Origin of the sequence: Sporosarcina thermotolerans (assembly GCF_030067815.1) — a bacterium.
Taxonomy (GTDB): domain Bacteria; phylum Bacillota; class Bacilli; order Bacillales_A; family Planococcaceae; genus Sporosarcina; species Sporosarcina thermotolerans.
This window is the reverse complement of the sequence record NZ_CP125968.1, coordinates 2,404,985-2,431,900: the sequence shown is the minus strand read 5'-3', so window position 1 is coordinate 2,431,900 and position 26,916 is coordinate 2,404,985. Positions and strand designations below refer to the sequence as shown.

At 42.1% G+C, this 26,916-nt stretch carries 17 protein-coding genes and 12 pseudogenes; 28 read left to right on the top strand and 1 reads right to left on the bottom strand.

The features are described 5' to 3' along the window. Positions 1-14 precede the first annotated feature (14 nt). The 17 genes and pseudogenes from QNH10_RS13800 to QNH10_RS13720 all read left to right on the top strand — a co-directional run bounded on the left by QNH10_RS13800 (position 15) and on the right by QNH10_RS13720 (position 15,334). Positions 15-1,145 carry a virulence factor gene (locus QNH10_RS13800; RefSeq protein ID WP_283731981.1) on the top strand — a complete coding sequence of 377 codons (1,131 nt, stop codon included), beginning with the start codon at positions 15-17 and terminating at the stop codon, positions 1,143-1,145. A 374-nt stretch (positions 1,146-1,519) separates the two neighbouring features. Further along, positions 1,520-2,560 carry an NAD(P)/FAD-dependent oxidoreductase gene (locus QNH10_RS13795; RefSeq protein WP_283731980.1) on the top strand — a complete coding sequence of 347 codons (1,041 nt, stop codon included), beginning with the start codon at positions 1,520-1,522 and terminating at the stop codon, positions 2,558-2,560. A gap of 166 nt (positions 2,561-2,726) precedes the next feature. Continuing rightward, positions 2,727-3,679, top strand: a pseudogene (gene paaA, locus QNH10_RS13790) (1,2-phenylacetyl-CoA epoxidase subunit PaaA). 19 nt (positions 3,680-3,698) lie between these two features. After that, complete coding sequence (gene paaB, locus QNH10_RS13785; RefSeq protein ID WP_283731979.1) at positions 3,699-4,046, top strand: 1,2-phenylacetyl-CoA epoxidase subunit PaaB; 348 nt, start codon at positions 3,699-3,701, stop codon at positions 4,044-4,046. Then, positions 4,043-4,861: a 1,2-phenylacetyl-CoA epoxidase subunit PaaC gene (gene paaC / locus QNH10_RS13780; RefSeq protein WP_283731978.1), complete on the top strand. Its 819-nt coding sequence runs from the start codon at positions 4,043-4,045 to the stop codon at positions 4,859-4,861. The genes paaB and paaC overlap by 4 nt, the downstream gene beginning before the upstream one ends. Before the next feature lie 23 nt (positions 4,862-4,884). Further along, positions 4,885-5,384 (top strand): annotated as a pseudogene (gene paaD, locus QNH10_RS13775) (1,2-phenylacetyl-CoA epoxidase subunit PaaD). Between the two features lie 17 nt (positions 5,385-5,401). After that, a pseudogene (locus QNH10_RS13770) lies at positions 5,402-5,703 on the top strand (EthD family reductase). Next, a pseudogene (locus QNH10_RS13765) lies at positions 5,703-6,481 on the top strand (enoyl-CoA hydratase/isomerase family protein). The pseudogenes QNH10_RS13770 and QNH10_RS13765 overlap by 1 nt, the downstream one beginning before the upstream one ends. 12 nt (positions 6,482-6,493) lie before the next feature. Then, on the top strand, positions 6,494-7,267 hold the full coding sequence (locus QNH10_RS13760; protein WP_283731977.1) for an enoyl-CoA hydratase-related protein: 774 nt from the start codon (positions 6,494-6,496) through the stop codon (positions 7,265-7,267). 13 nt (positions 7,268-7,280) lie between these two features. Beyond that, positions 7,281-8,796: pseudogene (locus QNH10_RS13755) on the top strand (aldehyde dehydrogenase family protein). A 105-nt stretch (positions 8,797-8,901) separates the two neighbouring features. Next, positions 8,902-9,774, top strand: a complete 873-nt coding sequence (locus QNH10_RS13750; protein ID WP_283731976.1) for a 3-hydroxyacyl-CoA dehydrogenase — start codon at positions 8,902-8,904, stop codon at positions 9,772-9,774. Next, a pseudogene (locus QNH10_RS13745) lies at positions 9,771-10,975 on the top strand (acetyl-CoA C-acyltransferase). Before QNH10_RS13750 ends, QNH10_RS13745 begins: the two are co-directional and overlap by 4 nt. 13 nt (positions 10,976-10,988) lie before the next feature. After that, a pseudogene (locus QNH10_RS13740) lies at positions 10,989-11,763 on the top strand (enoyl-CoA hydratase-related protein). A gap of 105 nt (positions 11,764-11,868) precedes the next feature. Then, positions 11,869-12,729: a phenylacetic acid degradation operon negative regulatory protein PaaX gene (paaX, locus tag QNH10_RS13735; protein WP_283734646.1), complete on the top strand. Its 861-nt coding sequence runs from the start codon at positions 11,869-11,871 to the stop codon at positions 12,727-12,729. 488 nt (positions 12,730-13,217) lie between these two features. After that, positions 13,218-13,568 (top strand): VOC family protein, encoded by a 351-nt coding sequence (locus QNH10_RS13730; RefSeq protein ID WP_283731975.1) that lies wholly within the window; start codon positions 13,218-13,220, stop codon positions 13,566-13,568. Positions 13,569-13,762: 194 nt separating this feature from the next. Then, positions 13,763-14,248 (top strand): annotated as a pseudogene (locus QNH10_RS13725) (hypothetical protein); the annotation flags it as partial. A gap of 495 nt (positions 14,249-14,743) precedes the next feature. Next, positions 14,744-15,334 (top strand): BclA C-terminal domain-containing protein, encoded by a 591-nt coding sequence (locus QNH10_RS13720; RefSeq protein ID WP_347177890.1) that lies wholly within the window; start codon positions 14,744-14,746, stop codon positions 15,332-15,334. Between the two features lie 439 nt (positions 15,335-15,773). Here QNH10_RS13720 and QNH10_RS13715 read toward each other — a convergent pair. Next, positions 15,774-16,300: pseudogene (locus tag QNH10_RS13715) on the bottom strand (gamma carbonic anhydrase family protein). A 135-nt stretch (positions 16,301-16,435) separates the two neighbouring features. Between QNH10_RS13715 and QNH10_RS13710 the strand changes: the two are divergent. From QNH10_RS13710 to QNH10_RS13660, 11 genes and pseudogenes are all read left to right on the top strand, one after another. Beyond that, entirely contained in the window at positions 16,436-17,410 is a 975-nt protein-coding gene (locus QNH10_RS13710; protein WP_283731973.1) for an NAD(P)H-dependent flavin oxidoreductase, read from the top strand. Between the two features lie 256 nt (positions 17,411-17,666). After that, positions 17,667-18,062, top strand: a complete 396-nt coding sequence (locus tag QNH10_RS13705) for a thioesterase family protein (protein WP_283734645.1) — start codon at positions 17,667-17,669, stop codon at positions 18,060-18,062. 39 nt (positions 18,063-18,101) lie between these two features. Further along, complete coding sequence (locus tag QNH10_RS13700; protein WP_283731972.1) at positions 18,102-19,250, top strand: Leu/Phe/Val dehydrogenase; 1,149 nt, start codon at positions 18,102-18,104, stop codon at positions 19,248-19,250. Positions 19,251-19,264: 14 nt separating this feature from the next. After that, positions 19,265-20,297: pseudogene (gene pdhA, locus QNH10_RS13695) on the top strand (pyruvate dehydrogenase (acetyl-transferring) E1 component subunit alpha). A gap of 23 nt (positions 20,298-20,320) precedes the next feature. Then, the gene (locus QNH10_RS13690) at positions 20,321-21,337 is read left to right on the top strand and encodes an alpha-ketoacid dehydrogenase subunit beta (protein ID WP_283731971.1); all 1,017 of its coding nucleotides are present in this window, start codon (positions 20,321-20,323) and stop codon (positions 21,335-21,337) included. Between the two features lie 12 nt (positions 21,338-21,349). Next, entirely contained in the window at positions 21,350-22,573 is a 1,224-nt protein-coding gene (locus QNH10_RS13685) for a dihydrolipoamide acetyltransferase family protein (protein WP_283731970.1), read from the top strand. After that, the gene (locus QNH10_RS13680) at positions 22,573-22,914 is read left to right on the top strand and encodes an FAD-dependent oxidoreductase (protein ID WP_283731969.1); all 342 of its coding nucleotides are present in this window, start codon (positions 22,573-22,575) and stop codon (positions 22,912-22,914) included. Before QNH10_RS13685 ends, QNH10_RS13680 begins: the two co-directional genes overlap by 1 nt. Continuing rightward, complete coding sequence (locus QNH10_RS13675) at positions 22,818-24,029, top strand: dihydrolipoyl dehydrogenase family protein (protein WP_347178061.1); 1,212 nt, start codon at positions 22,818-22,820, stop codon at positions 24,027-24,029. The genes QNH10_RS13680 and QNH10_RS13675 overlap by 97 nt, the downstream gene beginning before the upstream one ends. Before the next feature lie 24 nt (positions 24,030-24,053). Further along, positions 24,054-25,040 carry an ABC transporter substrate-binding protein gene (locus QNH10_RS13670; protein WP_283731968.1) on the top strand — a complete coding sequence of 329 codons (987 nt, stop codon included), beginning with the start codon at positions 24,054-24,056 and terminating at the stop codon, positions 25,038-25,040. A gap of 17 nt (positions 25,041-25,057) precedes the next feature. Further along, a pseudogene (locus tag QNH10_RS13665) lies at positions 25,058-26,076 on the top strand (ABC transporter permease). 5 nt (positions 26,077-26,081) lie between these two features. After that, a pseudogene (locus QNH10_RS13660) lies at positions 26,082-26,880 on the top strand (ABC transporter ATP-binding protein). The last annotated feature ends 36 nt before the right edge of the window (positions 26,881-26,916 follow it).

Here is a 26,916-nt window from a genome sequence, read left to right as displayed (position 1 = left end):
AGGAGTGGGAGAACATGAAAATCGTTACGATTGAACCGACACCAAGCCCAAATTCCATGAAAATCATTGTGGATGAAGAATTGCCAATGGGAATAAGCCATAACTATAAAAAAGAGGATGCTGAAACCGCGCCACATCCAGTGTCAGATATCCTGGGCATCAAAGGGGTCAAGGGAATCTATCATGTCATGAACTTCATGGCGGTTGAACGGATTGGCAACGTAGCATGGGAGGATATTCTTGCTGAAGTGCGACGTGTTTTTAATGAAGAAAATGTTGAGGCCGACACTGCTGAGCAAGCCCCGGATGAAAATTACGGCGAAGTCTATGTTCATGTCCAAACATATAAAGACATTCCCCTCCAAGTGAAGGTCTTTGATAGTGGCTCGGAGTTGCGGTTCGGTTTAAGTGAACGTTTTAAAAATGCTATGGAAAAAGTGCATAGTACGGAAGTGGAAAACTATATCCTTCTTCGTAAATGGGCCGACTATGGAATCCGTTATGGTGAAAAGCAGGAAATCGGGGAAACAGTTGTTGCAGAAGTTGAAGCAGCTTATCCTGATGAACGGTTACAGGATATTATTGAACAGTCTCTAAACAGCGGAGAAACGAAAGAAAATCGACGAACCAAAGTAACACTTGAACAATTCAACGTGGATGAATGGGAAAAACGCTTCCAGTTAATTGACCAAATGCCGGATCCGGAAGTTTCTGATTTACCTTTGCTTGACAAAGCATTGGATGATGAAAAAATGTCCATACGTCGCCTAGCAACTGTTTATCTTGGAATGATTGAAGATGAAGCTGTTATTCCTTATGTTGAAAAAGCATTGAAGGACAAAAGCTGGGCCGTCAGAAGGACTGCTGGTGATTGTATGAGTGATCTTGGATTTGAAGGGTTTGAAAATGCAGCAATTGAATCACTTCGGGATAAAAACAAGTTAGTACGCTGGCGTGCCGCGATGTTCCTTTATGAAACTGGAACTGAAACAGCATTGGATGCACTTCACGCTGCCGAGGATGATCCGGAATTTGAAGTGAAACTTCAGGTTCGTATGGCAATTGCTCGAATCGAAGAAGGGGAAGAAGCTAAAGGTTCCATTTGGAAACAAATGACGGAAGCTCGAGTGAATTCTGTCGAATAACAAATGAAAAGAATGTCATTAAATGTCTAACATCAGCAGCGCTTGTCATTAAGCGTTTGCTGATGTTTTTTTATTGGTGAATATAATATTGTTATGTAAACCTGTTAGTCGCGAATCCCACTGGGGAAATTCATTGAATTAATCGTAAGACTGGGAATCTTCAATAGATTTATTGACACTGTATGTATAAAGTATTAAAGTACTTTTCATAACATATTATTACTGCGTCGTTTATATAAAGTTATATTGGAGATGCGATAGAAGTAGCATCGATAAGTTGAATCTGTATATAAATGCGCAAAAAACGAATAGAACACCTTTAAAACGCGCCGGCAAGTGAAATTCAAATAATGATCGAAAAGAGGAGAGTATGTATGAGTAATGATCGAAATGTCTTTGATGTAACCATTATCGGTGGTGGGCCTGTGGGATTATTTACTGCATTTTATGCCGGCATGAGAAAAATGTCTGTGAACATTATTGAAAGCCTGCCACAACTTGGTGGACAGCTCACAGCTTTATATCCTGAAAAGTATATTTACGATATTGCTGGATTTCCGAAAATCAGTGGTCAGGAATTAGTCGATAATCTTATGGATCAAATGGCCCAATTCAATCCTACAATCACACTGGAGCAAGATGTTCAACAAGTGGAAAAAATGGAAGATGGTATTTTTAAACTGACTACGAATTGCGCAATCCATTTTTCAAAGGCGATTATTATTACGGCGGGTAATGGTGCATTTCAGCCGAAAAAAATTGGTCTTGAAACTGCTGAGAAATATGAAGGGAAGAACTTGCATTATTTCATAAAAGATTTAAACCACTTTGCTGGTAGGAATGTACAAATTTTCGGAGGAGGAGACTCGGCAGTTGACTGGTCGTTGATGCTTGAACCAATTGCTAAAAAAGTGACACTCATACACAGAAGGGAGAAATTCCGTGCTCATGAGGCCAGTGTGGAAAGGGTAATGAACTCATCTGTGGAGGTCAAGACTCCGTTCATACCAATTGAATTTATCGGTGAGGATCAGATAGAACAAGTTGTACTTGAAAAAGTGAAGGGTGATCATGAAGAAGTCATCGATGTGGATGATGTTATCGTAAACTATGGATTCGTTTCCTCGCTTGGTTCAATTAGTGAGTGGGGGCTTCACATAGTGAAAAATAGTATTGTCGTCAATTCCAAAATGGAATCGTCCATTGAAGGCATTTATGCAGCAGGTGATATATGCACATATGAAGGAAAAGTGAAACTGATTGCCAGTGGGTTTGGCGAGGCTACAACAGCAGTTAGTAATGCGAAGGTGTATATCGATCCAACAGCGAAAGTTCAAGCGGTTCACAGTACGACACTTATGGAACAAGCGGAAAATAAGAAAGTGGAAGTTAGACATAAAAACAGTGGATTATAATCAATCTATAAGGCGTGAAATAGAATTTTAATTTATTAGAATACATTTGCATTTCACAAGTTAATACACTATACTGTTTTCAAGTATAACATTTTGTTATTAAATCGTTATATTTCTGTTATACACAATGGAGAAATGACATATCTTCAATTAAGGGAGGGTTTAGATGATGGCTCTACACAATATGGCTAATGAGGATTTATTGGCCCGCTTTATGGAACGTATCGAGGCGGGGGTTAAGATTGAGGCAGATGACTGGATGCCTGAAGAATACAGACTGACACTGATTAAATTGATTTCCATGCATGGGATGAGCGAAATAATGGGAGCGCTTCCAGAGAAGGAGTGGGTACCGAAAGCTCCATCCCTCAATCGTAAACTTGGCATTATGCTAAAGTGCAGGATGAAATGGGTCATGGTCAGCTTCTGCTTCGAGTTACGGAGGACTTGCTAAAACCTTACGGTAAAAGTCGTGGAGATTTAATGCAAGACTTATTCAATGGGGACTTGAAATTCCATAACGTGTTCCATATGGAAACGAAAACATGGGCGGATGCTGGAATCATAGGTTGGCTCGTTGACGGAGCAGCTATTATTACACAGACGGATATGCTTGGGGCTTCGTATGGACCTTATGCAAGGGCGTTGCAACGCATTTGTGCGGAAGAAGTGTTTCATGCCCAACATGGAGAGTCAATCATCATGGCGTTAGCAGAAGGGACAGATGAACAAAAAGCGATGATCCAAGAAGCTTTGGATCGCTGGTGGGAAGCATTGCTCATGTTCTTTGGACCGGCAAGCAAAGAAACAACGGGGTCATCGAAGCAAGACGTAACGATTAAATATAAAATCCGTACGAAAACAAATGAAGACTTCAGGCAAATCTTTTTTGACAAATACATTCCACGTATTTTATCGCTTGGATTAACAATTCCGGATCCGACTTTCCACTACGATAAAGAAAGTGGATTATGGTCGTACAAACAACCAGACTGGGAAGAGTTTAAGAGAATCATTAAAAACAAAGGACCCCGCTCACAAGCGCGCCTGAACTTACGCCGGTCTTCTTATGAAAATAATGCATGGGTGCGTGATGCATTGAGTGCGACAGTAAATTAAAGGAAGGAGTCTAAAGGAAATGGCTGAAGAGCAAACATTTTACCAAGAATATGAAGTTTTTAGCAAACGGACGCCGACTTCGACATTCCAGTACCAATTCAGCTTACTGGCTCCAAACGAAGATATGGCACTCGTTTTGGCCCAGGAAAATTTCATGCGTCGCGAGCCGGTTACAGACATTTGGATCGTGAATCGAAAGCATATTCGAAAAATGAATGCCGAAGAGAAACTGACACTTAGCAGACTGGACAACAAAGATTATCGTACGACAAAAGGCTACGGGTACTTGAAGAAAAAATGGCGTCACTATGAACAGGAAATCTTGGATGAAAAAGAAATCTTGTCATGGGGAGGAAAACGGAAATGAGCGAAATTGAAAACGGAGTGACCGAGGCCGCGGAAAACAAAGAAGCAATAACGAGTTTGTTATTCCAATTGGCGGATGACGATTTCTTATATGCCTATCGTGGATCTGAATGGCTCGGACTCGCTCCTCATATTGAGGAAGATGTCGCTTCTTCATCGATTAGCCAAGACAGTATGGGCCATGCAGCGATGTATTATAAACTTCTTGAAGAGTTAGAGGCGGGAAATGCAGATGATTTAGCCCATTTGCGCCCGGCGCAAGATAGAAGAAACAGCATTTTAACAGAGCGGGTAAACGGTGAGGGCTTTTATATGGAAACACCGAAATATGATTGGGCCTATCAAGTTGTCAGAAGTTATTTTTACACACAAGCCAAAAAAGTTAAAGTCGATTCGCTATGCCAGAGCACGTATAAACCACTTGCTGAAGCTGCAGTAAAAGTGAGGATGGAACTTTATTATCACAGATTGCATTGGGAAACTTGGTTTAAGCAGTTATTGAGCTCTACCGATGTGGCAAAAAAGCGAATGAATGAAGCCATTACGCTTGTTATGAATGACTTTGGAGATATGTTCTCTTTTGGCAATCAAAAACAGGCAATTGAAAAATATAAACTGATAGACAGTGAGGAAAAATTGAAAGATAACTGGATAGATAGCATTAAGCCGGTGTTTGCCGCTCTTCAAATGGATATACCAACGATTCCGGTAAACCCTGCGAATAATGGAAGGAATGGCGAGCATACAGTAGACCTAAATGAAGCTCTGCTAACGCTTTCTGAAGTTTACAAGGTAGATCCGGTAGCTTCCTGGTAACGGAAAGAAAAGAGGTGAAGAGCATGGCTATTTCTGAAAGCGTTTCCATTGATCGTGTCTATGAAGTCCTTGTGACTGTGAAAGACCCTGAAATTGACTCGGTCAGCATTATTGACCTTGGCATGGTTGAAGAAGTCACGAACTCGGGAAATATCGTAAAAGTAGTTTTACTTCCAACATTTTTAGGATGCCCGGCTTTAGAGATTATAAAGAAGAATACGATAGATGCAATTAAACAACTGCCCGAAGTGGAAGATGTTGAAGTGGAATTCGTTTTTCATCCACCGTGGACATCAGATCGTATTACTGAAGAAGGGCATGTGAATCTGCGGGCGTTTGGAATAGCCCCACCTCCCGGCATATTGAAGAAGACGGCTCCTATCATGTGGATTGTGCCTATTGTGGTTCCACATATGTGACAATGGAAAACATCTTCGGGCCGACAGCATGCAGAAGTATTTTGTATTGTAAGAGCTGTAAAAACGTATTTGAGGCAATGAAACCTGTTTCAACACTACTATAAAGTGAGGAGAATGCTAAATGGCTAAATTAATCGCGTTATACAAACACCCTGAAAACAAAGAGGAATTTGACAACCATTACTTCAATGTTCATGCGCCGATCACAGCGGAAATTCCAGGACTTCGTGAAATGAAAGTGACGAAATTCACAGGATCTCCGATGGGAGGAGAGGGCAAATACTATCTCATGTGTGAGATGTATTATGACAGTTTGGAAGACTTGCAACAGGGGTTGCGTTCACCTGAAGGAAAAGCGTCCGGGAAGGACTGATGGGGTTTGCACGTGATCTTGTTACATTAATGATCGGTGAAGATGCGTAATGAAACGTTTCGTTTTTCTTGAAACGTCCATGGAGGAAAACGGGGTAGCGGTCATCTGTCTGAATCGCCCCCGCCAGTTAAACTCATTGAATCGAAAAATGGTCAGTGAAATCGTCGCAGCGATGGAAGACTATGATCGTGATGAAAACGTACGTGTCATTGTGCTGACTGGCGAGGGCCGTGCTTTTTCAGCGGGAGCAGATATTGATGAAATGACTGGTGATGATCCGATCAGCCTTGAATTATTAAACCAATTTGCGGATTGGGACCGTCTAACACTTATTAAAAAACCGATCATCGGTGCTGTCAAAGGGTTCGTTTTCGGAGGGGGATTCGAGCTTGCCCTTTCTTGTGACCTATTAATCTCAGCTAGCGGAACACAGTTTCATTTCCCGAAGTAGGCCTTGGCGTCATGCCAGGAGCAGGGGGTACGCAGCGGTTGACGAAACTGGCGGGACGAACAAAAGCGATTGAATGGCTGTGGACTGGGGAGAGGATCTCTGCGGAAACGGCTCTTACACACGGAGTCATTAACAAAATCGTGGCACCTGAACTCTTAATGGAGGAAACATTGAAATTCGCCAAACGGCTTGCGAAACAACCGCCGCTCTCGCTGCGCCTCATTAAAGATTCGGTGAACAAGGCGGTGGATTATCCGTTGTATGAAGGAATGCAATATGAACGGAAAAATTTCTATCTACTTTTCGCTTCGCAGGATCAAAAAGAAGGCATGAATGCTTTTGTGGAAAAAAGAAAACCGGATTACCGGGGAAAGTAGGGAGGTCGCGGAATGTTTGAAATGATTCGCTATGAAGTTGCAGATGGAATTGCTTGGCTCTATTTAAATAGGCCCGACAAACTGAATGCATTTATCGCACAGATGAACCGAGAAGTGGGTGTTGCTGTCAAAGCCGCTTCCAATGATGAGGAAGTTCGTTGTATCGTCATAACGGGCGAAGGCCGTGCATTTTGTTCTGGACAGGATTTAGCAGAAGTAGATGAAAACATGGATCACGGGCAAGTGTTACGAGACCATTATGGGCCCATGATCAAGCAACTTAGAGAATGTGAGAAACCGATAATCGCTGCGGTAAATGGAGTTGCCGCTGGAGCTGGATTCAGTCTTGCACTTGCATGCGACTTCAGACTTGTTTCAGAACGGGCAAGTTTTGTAAACGCCTTCATACATGTTGGCCTTATTCCGGATTCTGGCAATCTCTATTATCTGACACAACTTGTAGGACATGCTAAAGCAACGGAACTAGCCATGTTAGGAGAAAAAGTGACTGCTGCTGAGGCGTTGGAAATGGGCCTTGCGAATCGACTAATTCCGGTAGATACATGGGAAGAGGATGTTAACGCATTCGCAGCCCGGCTTGCCGCTTTGCCGACAAAAGCAATTGGGCTAATCAAACGCTCATTGAAGGCGATTTCCACACTTTCTTTCGAAGACTATCTTGAACAAGAAGCCCAAGGACAGCGGATCGCGGGTCTAACAAAAGACCATCGTGAAGGTGTCAACGCATTCATGCAAAAGAGAAAACCTGTCTATTCAGGGCAATAGGAGGAATCAACCAATGACGACAATTCAAGAAGGAACAACAGACCGAGAATCAATGAAGCGTGACTACTATAAACTTTTTATCAACGGTGAACAAGTCGATAGCAGCAATGGGGAGCGCACAAAAATTTATAATCCTGCGACTGGCGAACTGTTAGCTGAAGTGGCGAAAGCGACGAAAGAAGACGCTGAAAAAGCTGTTCGGGCTGCGAGAGATTCTTTTGATAAAGGAAAGTGGAAAATAACGCCTGCGGGACGTCGTGCCCGTGTATTGAACAAAATTGCGGAAATTATGGGCGCTCGCTTTAATGAACTTGTGGAACTGGAAATTTTGAATACAGGAAAATCACTTGCAGCTGCGAAAGGACAGATCGCACAAGCAATCGAAGACTTTGAATTTTACGCAGGCGCTATCGTCGGACATGGTGGATCTGTCAACAACGTACCTGGGCAATTTCATAACTACACAGAAAAAGAGCCGCTTGGTGTATGTGCACAAATCATTCCATGGAACTATCCACTCATGATGGCAGCTTGGAAGATTGCACCTGCGATTGCAGCAGGATGCTCGGTCGTGATTAAGCCGGCGTCTCTAACGCCGCTTACAGCTATTATTCTTGGAGAAATTTGTCATGAAGCAGGCGTGCCAGCAGGCGTTGTTAACATTGTGCCAGGATCTGGTTCAGAGATTGGCAACTACTTAGTAGAACATGAATTAGTGAATAAAGTAGCGTTTACGGGTCAACTGCAATTGGAAAAGACATTATGGCAAGAGCGGCTGGAACAGTAAAACGCGTAACATTAGAACTAGGCGGGAAATCCCCAAGCCTTGTTTTTGAGGATGCAGATATTGATGCAGCTGTCGATGGTTCTCTCTACGGTGCGTTCAATAACACGGGGCAATCTTGTGATGCACGTTCACGCATTTATATTCATGAAAATGTGTACGACGAGTTCGTTGAGAAATTTATCGCGAAAACTGAAAAACTCGCAGTCGGGATCCATTCAGTAAGGCAACACATATGGGTGCAATTATCGATCAAGCCCAGTTGGACACAGTGAAAATGTATGTGCAATCTGCAATCGATGAAGGCGCTGAAATCCTGACGGGCGGCAAAGAGTTGAAACCGGAAGGCTATGAAAATGGTTTTTGGTATGCGCCGACAATTATCGGAAACGTAACACAAGATATGAAAGTTGTTCGTGAAGAAATCTTTGGACCAGTTGTTGTCGTGTCGAAGTTTAAAGACGAAAAAGAAGCGATTTTCTTAGCGAATGATTCGGATTATGGTTTAGCCTCATCTATTTGGTCAACAAATACGGCAACTACAACACGTGTCGCCAACCAAATTCAAGCGGGAATCGTAATGATCAACACGCCATTCTCTGCCTTCCCAGGCACGCCATTCGGCGGCTTCAAACAATCCGGGTTCGGACGTGAACTGTCAGCCGGCTCGCTTGACCTATACACGGAAACGAAAAGCATCATGTCGTACTTTGGAAGCCGACCAGTAAATCCGTTTGGATTATAAGATAACTAAAAGGCATATTGGTTTCACACTTAATATTAATAAACAACGGACAGGGATGTATGATCTCCTGTCCGTATTCTTTCATTATAAAAAGGAGGAATACTCATGATTAAGCGTATCGTCGTGGTCGGTTCCGGTGTGATGGGGAGAGGGATTGCCTATGTCGGTGCCCTTGGCGGGTACTCAGTTACACTTGTCGATATTAACGAAACTGCACTTCAAAATGCAAAGGATGAAATAGAATCTATTTTTGATAAAGGAATAAAGTATGGAAAAATTTCAGCAGACGCAGTGAAGAATGCGAGTCAAAAATTAGGCTATGAAAATGATTTAACAAAAGCAGCAGGAAACGCTGATTTAATTATTGAAGCAGTACCTGAAATGGCATCGATTAAAAAGCAGGTATTTGAGGAAATTGAGAAACACGCTTCAAAAGAGTGTTATTTCGCAACGAATACTTCTACGATGAGTCCAACGGAAATTGCTTCCTTTGGTAAACGTCCTACTAAAACAATTGCCATGCATTTTTTCAATCCAGTACATAAAATGCCACTTGTAGAAATTGTCAAGGGATTGGAAACGAGTGATGAGACGGTTGAAGTAATCAGGGAAGTGGCCGTGAGAATGGGTAAAGAAACTGTTGTCATCAATGAATTTCCCGGGTTCATCACTAGGAGGATTAGTGCACTTGTAGGTAACGAAGCATTTTTCATGCTACAAGAGGGACTTGGAACACCGGAAGAAATTGATAAGGCGATTAAACTTGGCTTAAATTATCCCATGGGCCCATTTGAACTTGGTGATTTGGTGGGACTTGATACGCGCTTAAATAACTTGAAATATTTGCATGAAAAGCTTGGTGAAAAGTACAGACCAGCGCCTCTATTAGAACAATATGTTAAAGCGGGCCGACTTGGTCGAAAAAGTGGCAAGGGCGTATATGACTATGCACTTGAGGAAGAGTTGGTTAGGAAATGAGAGAAGTCGTCATAGTGGATGCTGTCCGTACACCTATCGGAAGATACAATGGCGCTCTAAGAGAAGTGCGCCCGGATGATTTAGGAGCAGTCGTTATTAAAGCGCTTGTCGAAAGGAATCCAAATCTTCCGGTAGAGAAGATTGAAGAAGTCATTTTCGGCAACGCCAATCAAGCTGGCGAAGATAACCGGAATGTGGCGCGAATGGCCGGCCTTTTGGCGGGGCTTCCAGTTGAAGTGGCGGGCACGACGATCAACCGCTTATGTGGTTCAGGACTAGACGCTGTTCTCTACGCCGCGAGAGCAATCGCAGTCGGGGACGGAGATATTTACATTGCAGGCGGGACAGAAAGTATGACGCGTGCACCATTTGTTATGGCAAAGCCCGATAAAGCAAACCCCCGTGGCGATATGGAATTGTTAGATACTACAATTGGTTGGCGTTTCACGAATAATAGTTTGAAAAAAATGTATGGCGCAGATTCAATGCCGCAAACTGCTGAAAATGTTGCACAGCGGTATAAGATAACGCGCGAAAGTCAGGATTTATTTGCATTTGAAAGCCAGCAACGTGCAAAAAAAGCAATGGAAGAAAATCGGTTCGCTGAAGAAATAGTTCCCGTAGTTTATCAAGACCGTAAGGGGAACGGAATCACTGTGGATCGGGATGAGCACCGCGGCCAGATACAACTCTAAAAGATCTCGCTAAACTACGACCCATAGTTGATGGAGGCACTGTTACCGCAGGCAATGCTTCCGGTGTTAATGATGGTGCATCTGCATTGCTTCTGATGAGTTCTGAAAAAGCGAAAGAACTCAACCTTACACCACTTGCGCGATATGTGATCGGAGCAACGGCTGGACTTGAACCTGCTGTAATGGGGCTTGGTCCAATTTACGCTTCGAGAAAAGCATTGGAACGGGCAGGACTTACGATAAATGACATTGGGCTTGTTGAATTGAACGAAGCCTTTGCCTCTCAATCCATCGAGTGTATACGTCAGTTGGAGGTAGATGACAGTAAAGTGAATGTCAACGGCGGGGCAATCGCTTTTGGGCATCCTTTAGGGGCTAGTGGCGCGCGAATTCTTACTACACTTCTGCATGAAATGAAAAAACAGAACGTTAAATATGGGCTGGCGACGATGTGTGTCGGGGTAGGGCAGGGAATTGCAGCAATCATTGAAAATGTAATGGACTAAAGGAGAAGGGAAAATGACAACTGTTTTATATGAAAAAAAGAACAATATTGCCTATGTGACCATTAACCGGGAAGACATGTTAAATTGCTTTGATTATGAAACCCTTCATAAGCTTCAGGAAGTGACGGATTCGATTTCACTCGATCGAGAGGCGCGGGTGGTCATTTTTACTGGAGCAGGCGACAAATCATTTTCTGCAGGAGCCGATTTGAAAGAACGAAAAACATTGAATGAGATGGAAGTTAAAAGAAATGTCAAGGCAATTAGAGATGCATTCAAAGCAATCGCAAACCTTCCGCAGCCAACAATAGCAGCGGTGAACGGCTATGCTTTAGGTGGTGGTTTTGAATTGATGATTGCTTGCGACTTTTCCATTGCAGCAGAAGGAGTAAAAATGGGACTGACTGAAACGAGTTGGGCGATCATCCCAGGGGCAGGCGGGACACAAAGGCTTCCACGACTTGTAGGGGAGATGAAAGCGAAGGAGCTAATCTTCACCGCAAGAAAGTTCACGGCAGAAGAAGGTTTGCAATTAGGTGTCATTCTGAAGGTGGTTAACGGGAAAACCTTCTTGCTGCTTGTGAAGAACTCGCCTTTGATATGATGAAAAATGGCCCGGTTGCGATTCAGCAAGCTAAATATGCTATCACACAAGGGATGAATACGGATTTGCAGACGGGACTTGCGATTGAATCGAAAGCGTACGAATTAATAATCCCAACCGAAGATCGAATGGAAGCTCTACTTGCATTTAGCGAAAAAGAAGTCCGGTATTTACCGGGAAATGAGTTTTCTTTTAGTAATATAACGATATAATGGAAGAAGGGGAAGTTATGATATATCTTTAATGAGTGAAAAAGAAAGAGTGAGCTTAATTGGCCAATACACAGTCAATGATTTTTACCATATACGGAGACTATATCCGTCATTACGGAAATAAGATTTGGATAGGCAGTCTGATTCGATTATTGAAGGAATTCGGCCATAATGAACAATCAGTTCGTGTAGCCGTCTCTAGAATGATGAAGCAAGGCTGGCTTAACTCTGAAAAAAAAGGGAATAAAAGCTATTACTTTCTGACACACCGCGGAGAATTAAGAATTGAAGAAGCGGCTACTCGTATTTTTAAATTGGCACCACACGAGTGGGATGGAAAATGGCGTATGCTTATGTATACGATTCCCGAAGAGAAAAGGCAGATACGTGATGAACTGCGTAAAGAGCTTTTATGGAGCGGATTTGGAAGTTTTTCCAATGGTTGCTGGATAACACCGAATGACCTAGCGAAAGAAGTGAGTCTGCTTATTGATAAATATGAGATCCAACCTTACGCAGATCTATTCTTATCCGAATATGAAGGGCCGCAGGCGAATCGAGCGCTCGTTGAGAAAAGTTGGCCGCTTGAAGAAATCGAAGGGAAGTACCAAGAATTCATTTCCACGTATAGCAATAACTATATCATCCATCAAAGTATGATGAACAATGGGCAGATGACAGATGCTGAGTGTTTCGTAGAGAGGACAAAACTTGTTCATGAATACCGCAAGTTCCTCTTTATTGATCCCGGTTTGCCGAAAGAGTTGCTGCCAGAAATCTGGAAAGGCAACCATGCTGCCCATTTATTTGAACAATATTATAAGTTGTTGGCGCAATCAGCCAGCAGGTTTTTCGAAGATGTGTTTCAAGAAGATAATGACATGCGGCGAAAAGACAAATCGTATGATGCAGAAGTTCACCCGCTGATTATTGACTAATCGTCTATTGCAGCATATGTTCAGAGTTTACTTCATTTAAGCAAAATAATGGTCATTCCATCATATTCACTTCGTAAGACAAACAATTAGGTGCCTCAATGGCAACAGGTTCGGTTGATGGGGAGAAAATATTGAAAAACACTGCGTTCGGGGACACAATTCACATATGAATTGGTGTCCCTGTTTTTGTTGTTCCATCAACATTTAGATGCCTTCTATTGATGAATTGGTACCACAATTGGCACAGGAATTAGCACAGCGCATAAATTTAATTGCCTTTGTAAATTCCGTTGTTAAAACACTTGCTGATTGGATATTGGAAAGTAAATTATATAAGGAAGATGAGAAATCTATGGTGAAATATACCAAAGATTGTGAAATGTTATTTGACTAACGGGGCAGTTTCTCGAATAAGGAGTTATGAAGGATTCTTTTTATCAATGTAGAAGGTAATAAAGAAATATTTTTAAGAGGAGCGTTGATAAAAAATGAGTTTATTTGAAAGAATTGACACGATTTGTTTAAATGTCAGTAATGTTGAAGAAGCAAGTATCTGGTATCAAGATGTATTAGGATTCAATGAGTCTTTTAAAGGTGACAATTATCGGATTTTAACTATTGGAACCAGTGAAGTCCCCTTGACTATTGAAAGTGGCATTGTGAAATCTTCGCATAGTCAGGTTTATCCAATTTTTTTTACTAAAGATATTGAGAATACTTATGAGATTTTAAAAGGAAATAGTGTAACTGTTAGCGAACTACAAAATGACGGTATGAATAAATTTTTTGACTTATATGATTTAGATGGTAACAAGTTGCAGGTTTGTTATTGGGAGTAGAGTTAACGCAGCAGGTTAGTTCAATAAGAACCTGAGTAGGTTTTAATCCACTCCTATATTTCTTAAAAACATATGCTATAAGAAATGATAGGTGAAACTATGTCCAAAAAAGAAAATTAGTAAAAATAGAACCTATCGGTTGTTGTCCACCAGTTAAGTACACAGCACTAAATAGTTGTTGTCTTCCAGACTTCTCGTCTTCGTGTCTTTGTGACTGTTGTGTTACTCCACTTCAGTCCGTCTTACAACAACTTGTTGGGCAAACTGTAATCATTGCCACTATTGCAGACCCACCAAATGCCCAACCACTCGTTTTTTTATTCACAATTGTTGAAGTAAATGATTTTTTAGTTACTGTGACAGATGAAGTGACAACCTATGTGGTAAATATTTCTGATGTTATAGGGGTAGGATTTTTACCACCAGGGCCTACTATCAACTTGTTGTCACCTGTTACTTCTGGTTGCGAATGTGATTGTCGTGAACGACCAATTAGACAATTGCTAGATACACTTATCGGTTCTACAGTGAATCTTTTAGTAAGTAATGGTTCTACTGCAGTAAATTTTAACGTAGAACAAACAGGTCTTGGCATAGTGTTAGGTACTTTACCAATAGATACACTCATTAGATTTGCAATTTCAACTTGCAAAATCACGGCTGTAGGGCAGATTAATTGAATAAAGAATGATACTAAAAACAAATATTTAGTTAGTAAGTAGTTATTAATAATTGGTAACTATCTTGTTCAACGGGTGCTTTACTTGAAGAAAAAAAATAAATAAGAAGGGTCGATTTCTCTTATAGAAATCGACCTTTTTAAGTGTGTATGCTGCATGCATCTTAGTAGACATAAGACCCGTTCACGGAAGTAGTTACCTCTATTACTCAATAAGAAAAGTTACTCTGAAAAGGCAACCGACTCTTGTTTAACTAAGCACCCGTTAGTGATAGAAATAAATATAAAAAACTAGAATAAATAATGTTACCCCTAATGTCTTAACCATTTTAATCATACTACCGGACTCCCAGTATCCAATACTATCGTAAACAAAGCGGACGATAACTAATATGATTGCTTTTGGTGTAGTGATTTTTGATAATTTACTATTTTATGGTGATACAAGTAGTCGATTGCCCTTCACTCCATCTTTTTCACGAATAGAATACTATAGATGGAGGTGAAAAAAATGAATTATTACAACTCCCACTCTAATCGTGGATGTAATAAATGTAATAGCCATACTTGTTCTTGCAAAATAAAATGCGAAGTACCAAGAGTATCTATAGGCCCGTTTAGAGCTTCCGAATCTGCGGGATCGACTAGTACTACCACAGCCACATGTGGGCTATGCGAATACGGGTATATTTACAACCTAACTCCGCAAACGGTAGCTATAGAGGCTGATGTCCTTTTTGATTCAAATGGAATTATTACACCTGGAATTACACACACACCCGGAGCCTCTCAAATTACAGTTATTAATCCGGGAGATTACGAAGTTACTTTTTCGGTGTCGGGTACAGAACCCAACCAGTTCGGGTTATTTATAAATGGCTTACCTGTTGCGGGAACAATCTATGGCTCAGGTGCTGGCACTCAGCAAAACAATGGGCAGGCTATTATCTCCATAGCTGCTAACGATGTTCTTACACTTCGAAATCATTCTTCTGCTGCTGCAGTTGGACTTGCGTCTGTAATAGGTGGCACACAAGCAAACGTAAACGCTTCTATTGTCATTAAAATGTTAAATCGCAATGGATAAAAAGGAATACTCGGTAGTAACGATTTTTGTTTTTAATGAATTTTAATAGAGGCTTCAGAAACCGGAAAATGACATAAATAGTGAAATAAAAACAATGACGCCACCTTTATTAACTTACTTGTTATCCCAGATTATCTTTTTATTTAGCAACATTTCAACATTTTTTCTTGAACTAAAATGCCGTTAGCCATCCATGTAGCGCTGATTTTGCGCTACATGGATGGCTAACGGGGGCTTATTTAAGATGACTACGGTTTTAAGCAATCGGCGCGTTTGTTGCACAAAACAATTAAAGGGGTGGCGATCGCCATCTCTTTTTATTTGGCCAGTGCAATCCTTATAGTAAGCACGGAAAGGGGTCTCATTTTTTCCATTTCAGGTTAGTTGCACTTTTCTCCCCATCAACCGAACCCGTTACCCAAATGGCAACCCAGTATTTTTACTTATTATCTTGATCGGAAAAAATATCACGATAATCATAGCCTTTTTGTACATATGAATCAATCGATAGCTGAATGATTTCAAAATCACTCTCGTTCAATTCCCTTACTACCTTCCCTGGTGTTCCGACAACGAGAGAGCGTGGTGGGATTTTTTTTCCTGGCGGAATCAACGTGTTGGCGCCAATAATACACTCTTCGCCAATTTCTGCATGGTCAAGGATGGTAGATCCCATTCCAATGATCGAACGTCTTCCGACCTTACAACCATGCAGGATTACGTTATGCCCGACGGTCACCTCATCTTCTACGACAACCGGGGCATCTTCATATAAATGAATTGTTGAATTATCCTGGATGCTGCATCGATTCCCAATTGTAATGGGCCCTTCATCTCCCCGTAAGACCGTATTAAACCAGATGGTCGACTCTGTTCCTACTTTGACGTCCCCAATGACTTTAGCGCCCGGGGCGACGAAAACCGTCGGTCGAGTAACGGACTTTTCCCTTTATATGTGATTAACAAAACAAATCTCCTCCTCCTGTATTAGCCAGACTGACTAAACTGACACCCAATTAGGACAAGATAGAAATTTCTCTTAATCTTAATTGTTTTTTAACTTAGATTAGTATAACATATATTCATAGGGGTGAACAAAAAATGATATATGTTTGTGATATGCTTCAGATCGACTTTCCAATTATTCAGGGAGGGATGGGGAATATCAGTAATGCCCAGCTGACTGCGGCTGTATCAGAAGCAGGTGGCCTTGGCACTATCGGATGCGGAACGTTGCCTCCGGATGAAGTTGAAAAAATAATAATGGAAACAAAACGTCTGACGAACAGGAATTTCGCTATTAATATCGCAATCAGTGTTTCTCCTTATGTAAAAGAGTTGATCGGTCTTGTACTCAAACATAAGATACCTATTGTTTCCCTATCGGCAGGAAATCCAACACCGTATATCCCTGTGCTGCAAGAAAATGGTGTAACAGTCATTGCGCTTGTTGCTTCAGTGCAGCATGCACGTAAAGCGGAGGCGGCGGGAGCGGATATTCTTGTGGCGGAGGGGTTCGAGGCAGCTGGCATCAACTCCAATTTAGAACTGACGACCTTCACATTAATACCGCAGATTGTGAAGAACGTTACTGTACCGGTCATTGCTGCAGGTGGAATAGGTGACGGTAAAGGGTTGGCAGCTGCACTTATGTTAGGTGCCAGCGGTGTGCAAATTGGCACCCGCCTAATAGCGACAAAGGAAGCGCCATTCCATGACCGTTATAAACAGAACCTTGTCGATGCAAGTGACACGGAAACCATACTGATTGGGCGCAGTATAGGGAGGCTCAGACGAATCTTGAAGACACCTTATGCCATGAAACTTAAAGAATTGGAAGAATCGGGGATGTCACTGGAACAATATAGTGAATTGACTTCTGAACTAAAGCATATCAAAGGTGCAATCGAGGGCGATATGGAAAATGGATTCATCAATAGCGGACAAATAGCGGGCTTAATAGAAAACATCCCGTCTGTGAAAGAGTTATTCGCTTCTTTGATGGAAGAGGCGGAAAATCAGTTGAATCGAACGATGCAAGAATTCAAAAGCATGTTAACAGACAAACAAAATTGAATGCGTGATAAGTAAGAGGCAACCTATTAAAATACTTCTAATAAAGACTTATAGACATATATTTAATATGATAAGTGTCGAATAATTATTTGTAATATTTGCACTAAGTTGAAGAGGATTGCGTCCTTAAATATGAAAATGAAAAAGTGTATCAAAGTTTTGTAAGCGCTTGCAAATGAATTTTTTTCTTACAACAACACCTATTATTAACATCAAATTAATTACCTATCACTATACATTAAGTAGGGGATAAATGATGAGGTCAGGGATGAAAGTAGGAAGAGAGGAAACGATTGAAATAACTGTGACAGAGGATATGTTTGCTTCATTTGAAGGGCAAGTTGTTCATCCTGTCTATTCAACAGTCGCCATGACATACCATATGGAGTGGGTGTCCAGGAAAATCATCCTTCCATTTTTAGAAAAAGATGAGGAGGGGATGGGCGCTTCAGTCCAGTTGAAACATCTCGCAGCCTCACCTCTTGGAACCACTGTTACTTTGACGGCGACGCTTGTTGAATATCGGGATAATAAGGTAGTGACAAAAGTTACAGCATCCAATCATCTTGGATTAATCGGAAAAGGTGAAGTGGTGCAAGTCATATTGCCTAAAGAAAAGATTATGCAGAAGTTAAAAGAGGCTTCTATTTGAAACTGTTAAATTGGTTCGTACAATCCTAGGGGGAATCACATGATGTTAGCTGAAAAACCATCAATAACAAAGGAATTTGAACTTTTTGATCGAATGAGTGAGCATGAACAGGTCGTTTTCTGTAACGACCCTTCCACAGGTTTGCGTGCAATCATCGCAATCCATAATACAACGCTTGGCCCAGCTTTAGGCGGATGCCGCATGCACCCTTATGCCAGTATGGAAGAAGCATTAGAAGATGTTCTTCGTCTTTCAAAAGGAATGACCTATAAATGCGCGGCTGCCGATGTCGATTTCGGAGGTGGGAAAGCAGTTATTATCGGTGATCCCAAAACAGATAAGTCACCTGAATTATTCCGGGCGTTCGGTCAATTTGTAAACTCATTGGGCGGCCGCTTCTATACAGGAACGGATATGGGAACTACGATGGATGATTTCATTCATGCGATGAAAGAGACCAACTTCATCAATGGTCTCCCTGAAGCGTACGGAGGTGGTGGCGATTCATCGATCCCGACTGCAGAAGGCGTTTTATACGGCATAAAAGCGACCAATCAGTTTGCTTTTGGACATGACGAGTTAGGCCAGCAAATCTATTCGATTCAAGGGCTTGGGAAAGTTGGTTTCAAAGTAGCAAGTGGATTGCTTGAAGCAGGCGCCCGCATTTACGTGACAGATATTAACGAAGAACGTTTGCGTGCAATTGAAGAAGTTGCAGGAAGAACGACAGGTAGCGTACAAATTGTTGCAAGTGAGGACATCTATTCGCAAGAAGCGGATCTATTCATACCGTGTGCATTTGGCGGGATTATAAATGATGCTACAATTCCCCAATTTAAAGTGAAAGCGATTGTAGGTTCCGCTAACAATCAGTTATTGGATGACAGGCATGGTAAACAATTGCGTGATAAAGGGATTTTATATGCACCGGATTATATCGTCAATTCAGGTGGACTTATCCAAGTGGCAGACGAATTGTATGGCATTAATCATGAACGGGTGCTTGCCAAAACAAAACATATATACGACGCAATTTTGGAAGTATATAAGGAAGCTGAGTACACCGGAAAAACAACAGAAGAATCTGCAAATGCGATGTGCGAAAGAAGAATAGCAGACCGGGGAAAACGGAATAACTTTTACTCAGCGCCAATGAAACCGAAGTGGGCGATTCGCAATCTATCATGAGTGGAGGCGTATTTGTGGAACATAACTATCCTATTAAAAGAATAATAGATGATAAAGGATTTTTCGTGGATGCGGATTATGAAGAGCGGATCGACGAAAAGTTGGTTAAAGAGTTGTATTACCATATGGTACGAATTCGGACCTTTGATAGGAAAGCGATAAACTTACAACGACAAGGACGCCTGGGAACCTATGCACCATTTGAAGGGCAGGAAGCTGCACAAGTCGGCAGCGCACTTGCATTGAATGACAATGACTGGGTTTTCCCGACCTATCGGGATCATGGTGCAACGCTTACGTTTGGAAAAAGTATGGCCACTACGTTTTTGTATTGGAATGGACGGATGGAAGGTTGTCTAACTCCGGCAGTCAGACAAATCTTCCCGCCAGCTGTTCCGATTGCGACTCAAATCCCACATGCGGCCGGCGCCGCTTGGGCTGAAAAGAAAAGGGGCACAAAAAATGCGGCAATTGCCTATTTCGGTGACGGAGCTACATCCGAAGGCGACTTTCACGAGGGATTGAATTTTGCAAGTGTATTCAAAGTGCCAGTTGTCTTTTTCAACCAAAATAATGGGTATGCAATTTCTGTTCCAATTGAAAAACAAATGAACTCAAAGACCATCGCACAAAAATCAGTTGCCTATGGTATGCCAGGAATCCGCGTAGATGGAAATGATTGTTTTGCAGTCTATTTGAAACGAAAAAAGCATTTGACCATGCAAGAAGCGGTAACGGTCCGACATTAATAGAAGCAGTTACATGGCGAAAAGGGGCTCATACGACTGCGGATGATCCATCTAAGTACCGTACGGAAGAACGAGCGAAGGATTTCGTTGACCCGCTTATACGTTTAGAGTTATTTATGAAGAATTATGGCTACTGGGATGACGCTTGGAATGAGGACATTAAGGAAAAAACATCCCGGGAAGTCGAAGCAGCTGTCGAAGAAATGGAGAAGTTCCCCCACCGAATGTTGAAGACGTTTTTGACCATGTATACGCTGAAATGCCAGCTCAACTAGCCAAGCAAAAGAAGCGTATCTAGGACATTTAGGGAGGAAATGAGTGATGACACAAGTGAAAGAGTCGCATCAAAAAAGCGAGACGACTAAACAGATGACGTTAATTCAAGCAATCAATGACGCCATGCGTTTAATGCTTGAAGAAGATGATCGTACTGTCATTTTAGGTGAAGATATTGGTAAAAATGGCGGGGTGTTCCGCGCAACAGAAGGGCTCCAGGAAGCGTTCGGTGAAGAAAGGGTCGTTGACACGCCGTTGTCGGAAGCCGGAATAATTGGGACATCAATCGGTCTTGCTGTTAACGGTTTTAGACCGGTTGCAGAAATCCAGTTCCTTGGCTTTATCTATCCCGCGTACGAACAGATCATGACTCATGTCTCGAGGATCCGGATGAGATCGATGTCCCGTTTTACAGTGCCCATGGTCATTCGGGCTCCGTACGGTGCAGGCATCCGGGCGCCGGAGATTCATTCTGATAGTACTGAAACCCTATTCACGCATATGCCTGGCATCAAAGTGGTCTGCCCATCCAGTCCATACGATGCAAAGGGGTTATTGATTGCAGCAATGGAAGATCCAGATCCAGTGCTTGTCCTCGAACCGATGAAAAACTATCGTTCGAAAAGGGAAGAAGTGCCTGTTGGGAAATATACTGTGGAAATTGGTAAAGGGAAGTTAGTTCGTGAAGGTGAGGATGTAACACTCATATCTTGGGGAGCTATGGTTTCGGTAGCTGAAAAGGCGGCAGAGCAGGCCGAGAAAAAAGGGATTAGTTGTGAAATTATTGATCTACGGACATTGTATCCAATTGATAGCGAGATGATAGCTGAGTCTGTAAAAAAGACGACAAGAGCAGTCATCATTCATGAGGCGCATCATACAGGAGGGCTTGGCAACGATATTATTTCGATAATTAACGATACAGCTTTCCTTTATTTGCGCGCTCCAATTGAAAGAATTACAGGATTTGATGTCCCTGTTCCATTCTTTGCATTAGAAGAACATTATCTTCCAACACCTGCACGTATCGTGGAAGGAATAGAGAAAGTGCTTCATTTTTAAGGGGGAACTGTAATGCTTGAAATAAAGTTGCATGATATCGGGGAAGGCATGACTGAAGGGGAAGTGATCCATTATTTAGTCAAGGTTGGCGATACGGTTACGACCGACCAGCCGCTTGTCGAGGTGCAAACAGACAAAATGGTTGCTGAACTCACTTCACCATGTGCAGGTATCGTGAAAGAGATTCGTATCGAAGTTGGTGAAACAGTTAAGGTCGGAACAAGCTTGCTATCTATTGAAACGAATGAAGTTTTGGCGATAGGACAAAAATCGCAAACCGAAACAAAACAATCCATTGAGGAAAATGCAAATCCTACAATAAAAGCTGGTGAAAAATCATCAGCCTCAATTCCTTTTCATCGCGTGCTTGCGGCACCGTATACACGTAAAATTGCACGTGATAACAATATTAATATTGAAGATGTCCATGCCAGTGATCCTTCTGGAAGGATCACTGAAGATGATATCTTTCGATTCCTCGAAGGAAAAAAATTCACAATCGAACCAATTGCCGATAGGAAGCCGGCAGTGGCTGACCAAGCGATTCCTGATGAAATCCCTTTTAGGGGTATCCGGAAGAAAATTGCAGAAAAGATGACGAAATCGCTCTTTACAATACCTCATGTCACTCATTTCGACGAAGTGAATATGACGAATTTAGTTAAATTGAGAGAGCAATTGAAAACAGCGGGTGAATCGGTCAGTGTCCCGGCATTCCTGATCAAGGCGCTTGTTATTTCTTTGAAGGATTTCCCGATATTCAATGCTGAACTCGATGAAGAAAATAACCGGATCCTACTCAAGAAAAACTATCATATCGGAATTGCAACGAATACGGACAACGGACTACTTGTTCCTGTTGTCCATGATGCCGATAAAAAATCGATCAAGGAGATTAATGAAGACGTCAAAGCATTAACGGCAAAAGCGATTGCTGGTAAGTTACAACCGTTTGAAATGCAGAATAGCACGTTTACCGTGAGTAATGTCGGGCCTCTTGGCAGTACGGGTGCAACACCGATTATCAATTACCCGGAAACGGGACTTATTGCTTTTCACAAAACAAAAAAACAGCCAATCGTCAATGAGCATGATGAAATCGTTATAGGTCATATCATGACACTTTCTTTTGTCTTTGACCACCGTGTTGCTGATGGCGCAACAGCTGTTGCATTTACGAATCGCTTTGCAAGTCTAATTGAACAGCCTCACAAGCTGATGATGGAGATGGTTTAATGGTTGTCGGCGAAATCAGTCAGGAAAGAAATCTGATGATCATCGGGGGAGGGCCTGGTGGCTATTCTGCTGCCATCCGTGGCGCACAATTGGGTCTCTCGGTTACGTTGGTTGAACAGGCTGACATTGGCGGTGTCTGTTTGAATGAAGGATGTATTCCTTCAAAGATCATTACACATGCCGCCTCTAAACGTTCAGAATCTGCCCATTTACAGGAACTCGGAATTGGCGGTTCGGATTATCCATTCATTTCCAGAAGCTGCTTGCATATAAAGGTAGGGTTATCAATCAGCTTAGGTCTGGTGTTGAACACCTTTGTAAGGAAAATAAAATTGAAATAATCCGTGGAAAAGCGACTTTCATCGCTGCTGACAAGATCGGTGTGGAAAATGGGCATCAATTCGATATATACGAATTTCAGCAAGTCATTATCGCTACTGGGAGTACAGCGGTTATGTCTTCTGATATGAAAGAAAAAGGGGAAAGAACCCTTTTGCCTCATGAACTTTTTGCATTGGAGGAAGTGCCTGAACACCTCATTGTAAGAGGCAGTGATTACATTGCACTTGAAGCCGCTTCAAGTTATGCAGCACTTGGCGTAAAAGTAAGTGTTGTGATTGATAACAAAGCAAGTTTTCCTTTTGATGAATCCATCAATAAAGAATTAGGTCGGCTGTTTAAAAAACGGAAAATCAAAGTGTATAAAGAACTTCAATTCATCTCAACAAATGAGACAAAAGACGGGATTACAATGACTTTTCTAACGGATAAAAACGTGGAGGAGACGATATGCGGGTCACATCTATTCGTGTCTGGAACGAGGATCCCGAATTTGGAGCCATTGGGCATAAGTCGTTTCGGGATTGACCGAACAGTCGGTGGTTTTATAAAGGTAGATGGAAATATGCAAACATCGCTGCCGGCTATATATGCAATTGGCGATGTGACGGAAGGTCCAATGCTTGCAATAAAAGCGATCAAACAAGGGAAAGCGGCTGTAGCCTCGATTGCAGGACAACAAACGGAAGTCGACCTGACGTTTATGCCAGTCGTTGCACAAACAATTCCGCCAGCCGTTTCCGTAGGGTTGACGGAGCAAAGTGCACGCGAGTTTGGATTGGCAGTTCGCACAAGTCAATTTGCTCTTGGCAGTAATGGGTATGCAACACTATCGGGTAAAAAAGATGGATTCATTAAAGTGATTTCAGATGCTACTACTGAAATCATACAAGGTATTCATATGATTGGTGAAGGGGCCATTGAGCTGTCAGGTTCCTTTGTACAATTGCTTGAAATGGCTGCGAGAGAAGAAGACTTAAAATTCCCACTTTACGCACATCCGGGTATCATTGAAGGTTTTCTTGAAGCGGTAGAGGGATTGGTCGGGCAGGCGATACATGCCGCGCCGGTTAAGCGAGATGTCGCTGTCAATCATTTTCAAATAAACACCAAATAAAACAACCTGTAAAGGGGAAAAAAGATGAAGAATAAGTGGAAAAAAGTGTTGGCGGTTATTTTCAGTTCAGCTCTACTGCTTGCAGCGTGTGGTACGGGGGGAAGTGGAAGTAAGAATTCGGGAGCATCCTCTAAGACATACAAAATAGGTGTCACTCAAATCGTAGAACATCCATCACTCAATGCCGCATACGATGGTTTCAAAAAAGCTCTGGAAGATGCGGGGATTAAAGCGGAATTTGACGTGCAAATTGCTCAAGGCGACAATAGTGCCAACACAACAATCGCGACGAATCTCGTCAGCTCAGGTGTCGACCTGATATTCGCAAACTCTACTCCTAGTGCTCAAGCGGCTGCAAGTGCGACAACGGACATTCCTATTATTTTCACTTCGGTAACCGACGCAGTGGGGGCAGAACTTGTTGAATCAATGGAAGAACCCGGAGGCAACGTAACAGGTACGATCGATGCCCATCCGGACGCAATATCAGAAACGATGAAATTCCTCAAAGAGCAATTGGGAGCGAAAAAGGTTGGAATGGTGTTTAACTCTGGAGAACAAAACTCAAGAGCTCAAGTGGACTCAGTGAAGGAAATGCTGAAAGATATGGATATGACAGTTGTTGAAGCGTCAGTTGCGACGTCAGCGGATGTAAAATCAGCGGCTGAATCGTTGATCGGCAAAGTGGATGCTTTCTATATCATTACAGACAATACAGTCGTTAGTGCGTTAGAGTCCGTGATTTCGGTCGCTAATGATAATAAAATTCCGATGATGGTCGGTGAATTTGACTCAGTAAAGCGAGGCGGTTTAGCGGCATACGGATTTGAATACTTTGACATCGGTTATGAAGCAGGGCAAATGGCTGTCAAAGTATTGAAAGGTGAAAGTAAACCTTATGAATTGCCAGTTCAGATTCCACAAAAGTTGAAATTGATTATGAATAAAGAAACGGCAACTTTGCTTGGACTCGACATTAAAGACGAATGGAAAGCTGAATTCAGTGAATAAATAGGGGGCGATTCCATATGTTTTCAGCTATATTCGGCTCCGTAGAACAAGGAATCATCTATGCAATCATGGCACTCGGTGTGTATCTTTCATTCCGAGTGCTGAGCTTTCCGGATTTGACAGTTGACGGTAGTTTTGTAACAGGGGCCGCAGTAGCTGCAACGATGATTATTTTCGGATATCATCCGGTGTTTGCAACGGTAGTCGCCATTGTTATAGGGTTCCTTGCTGGTTGTGTAACCGGCTTATTGCATACGAAAGGGAAAATCAATGCACTCCTTTCCGGGATATTAATGATGATTGCCTTGTATTCAATAAATTTACGCATAATGGGACTGACCTCGGAGAATTCCATAGGTAAACCGAATATCCCTTTATTGAAAGCTGAAACGATGTTTTCCAGTTCAAATCGTTTTGGAGTCCTTTAGGCATCGATACCTCGATTAATAATTTTCTCGCCATGGTAGGATTCAAAAACTTGCCTTCAACCTACGGTACATTATTCATCATGATCATTATCGCCTTGATCATCAAATTTATCGTGGATTGGTTTTTGAAAACCGAGGTGGGCCTGGCGATAAGGGCTACCGGTGATAATAAAAAAATGATCAGAAGTTTATCAGCAAATACGGACACGCTCATTATTGTGGGGCTTGGCTTTTCGAACGCATTAGTAGCGTTTTCGGGTGCATTGATTGCTCAGTATTCCAAATTTGCCGACGTCGGAATGGGAATTGGAATGATTATCATTGGGTTGGCATCCGTTATTATCGGCGAAGCGATATTTGGTACTAAAACAATAGTGCGCACGACATTTGCCGTAATTGCTGGAGCCATCATTTATAGAATTGTACTGGCTCTTGCCCTTAGGGTGGACTTACTTGACCCAGGGGATATGAAGTTAATTACTGCTGTCATTGTAATTGGGGCATTAATTTTGCCGCAGTACCTTGAAAAGAGACGAGAAAAAAGAAGAAAAGCGAAACGCCATGCTGAACGATTACTGGAGCATGAGCAATTGCGTGAAGGAGCGTAATGCCCTTGCTAAAGATTAATCAGATTAATAAAATATTTAACGAATCGACACCCGATGAAAAAATTGCTTTGGATCAAATAAATCTTACATTGAATACCGGGGACTTTATGACTGTAATCGGCAGCAATGGCGCTGGAAAATCCACTATGCTGAATATGATTTCAGGCGCTCTATCTCCTGATTTCGGTATCATAGAAATAGCAGGTAAAGATGTTACAAGAATGCCTGAATACAAGCGTTCGCAAATGATTGGAAGAGTGTTTCAAGACCCGATGGCCGGTACTGCCCCATCGATGACGATTGAAGAGAACCTTGCCATGGCTTACTCCAGAAATAAAAAACGTGCGTTAAAAAAGGGAGTGGATAAAAAAGCGGCGCGAATTTTTCCGTGAATCCCTTGAAACGCTTCATTTGAATTTAGAGAATCGTTTGAATGCAAAAGTAGGAATGCTTTCTGGAGGGGAAAGGCAAGCACTCTCCCTCTTGATGGCAACATTCACCCAACCGTCCATTTTGCTTTTAGATGAGCATACGGCTGCATTGGATCCTTCACGAGCAGAATTAATTACCAATCTAACAAAGCAACTTGTTGAAAAAGATAAGCTTACTACGTTGATGATCACACATAATATGCAACAGGCGTTAGACCTCGGCAACAGGCTCATCATGATGGATAAAGGACAAATTATCCTTGAAATAGAGACTGAGGAAAAGAAGAACTTGACGATTCCTAAGTTAATGGAAGAATTCCAGCGCATTCGGGGAGAAAAAATGACAAGCGACAAAGCATTGTTGTCTGTCTGAAAGTTCATACAAGTACTAACAAAAGGGGTGAAATGT

Coding starts and splice junctions, on each gene's coding strand:
- QNH10_RS13800 (WP_283731981.1), top strand. CDS start 15: ATGAAAATCGTTACGATTGAACCGACACCAAGCCCAAATTCCATGAAA.
- QNH10_RS13795 (WP_283731980.1), top strand. CDS start 1,520: ATGAGTAATGATCGAAATGTCTTTGATGTAACCATTATCGGTGGTGGG.
- paaB (WP_283731979.1), top strand. CDS start 3,699: ATGGCTGAAGAGCAAACATTTTACCAAGAATATGAAGTTTTTAGCAAA.
- paaC (WP_283731978.1), top strand. CDS start 4,043: ATGAGCGAAATTGAAAACGGAGTGACCGAGGCCGCGGAAAACAAAGAA.
- QNH10_RS13760 (WP_283731977.1), top strand. CDS start 6,494: ATGTTTGAAATGATTCGCTATGAAGTTGCAGATGGAATTGCTTGGCTC.
- QNH10_RS13750 (WP_283731976.1), top strand. CDS start 8,902: ATGATTAAGCGTATCGTCGTGGTCGGTTCCGGTGTGATGGGGAGAGGG.
- paaX (WP_283734646.1), top strand. CDS start 11,869: ATGATTTTTACCATATACGGAGACTATATCCGTCATTACGGAAATAAG.
- QNH10_RS13730 (WP_283731975.1), top strand. CDS start 13,218: ATGAGTTTATTTGAAAGAATTGACACGATTTGTTTAAATGTCAGTAAT.
- QNH10_RS13720 (WP_347177890.1), top strand. CDS start 14,744: ATGGAGGTGAAAAAAATGAATTATTACAACTCCCACTCTAATCGTGGA.
- QNH10_RS13710 (WP_283731973.1), top strand. CDS start 16,436: ATGATATATGTTTGTGATATGCTTCAGATCGACTTTCCAATTATTCAG.
- QNH10_RS13705 (WP_283734645.1), top strand. CDS start 17,667: ATGAGGTCAGGGATGAAAGTAGGAAGAGAGGAAACGATTGAAATAACT.
- QNH10_RS13700 (WP_283731972.1), top strand. CDS start 18,102: ATGATGTTAGCTGAAAAACCATCAATAACAAAGGAATTTGAACTTTTT.
- QNH10_RS13690 (WP_283731971.1), top strand. CDS start 20,321: ATGACACAAGTGAAAGAGTCGCATCAAAAAAGCGAGACGACTAAACAG.
- QNH10_RS13685 (WP_283731970.1), top strand. CDS start 21,350: ATGCTTGAAATAAAGTTGCATGATATCGGGGAAGGCATGACTGAAGGG.
- QNH10_RS13680 (WP_283731969.1), top strand. CDS start 22,573: ATGGTTGTCGGCGAAATCAGTCAGGAAAGAAATCTGATGATCATCGGG.
- QNH10_RS13670 (WP_283731968.1), top strand. CDS start 24,054: ATGAAGAATAAGTGGAAAAAAGTGTTGGCGGTTATTTTCAGTTCAGCT.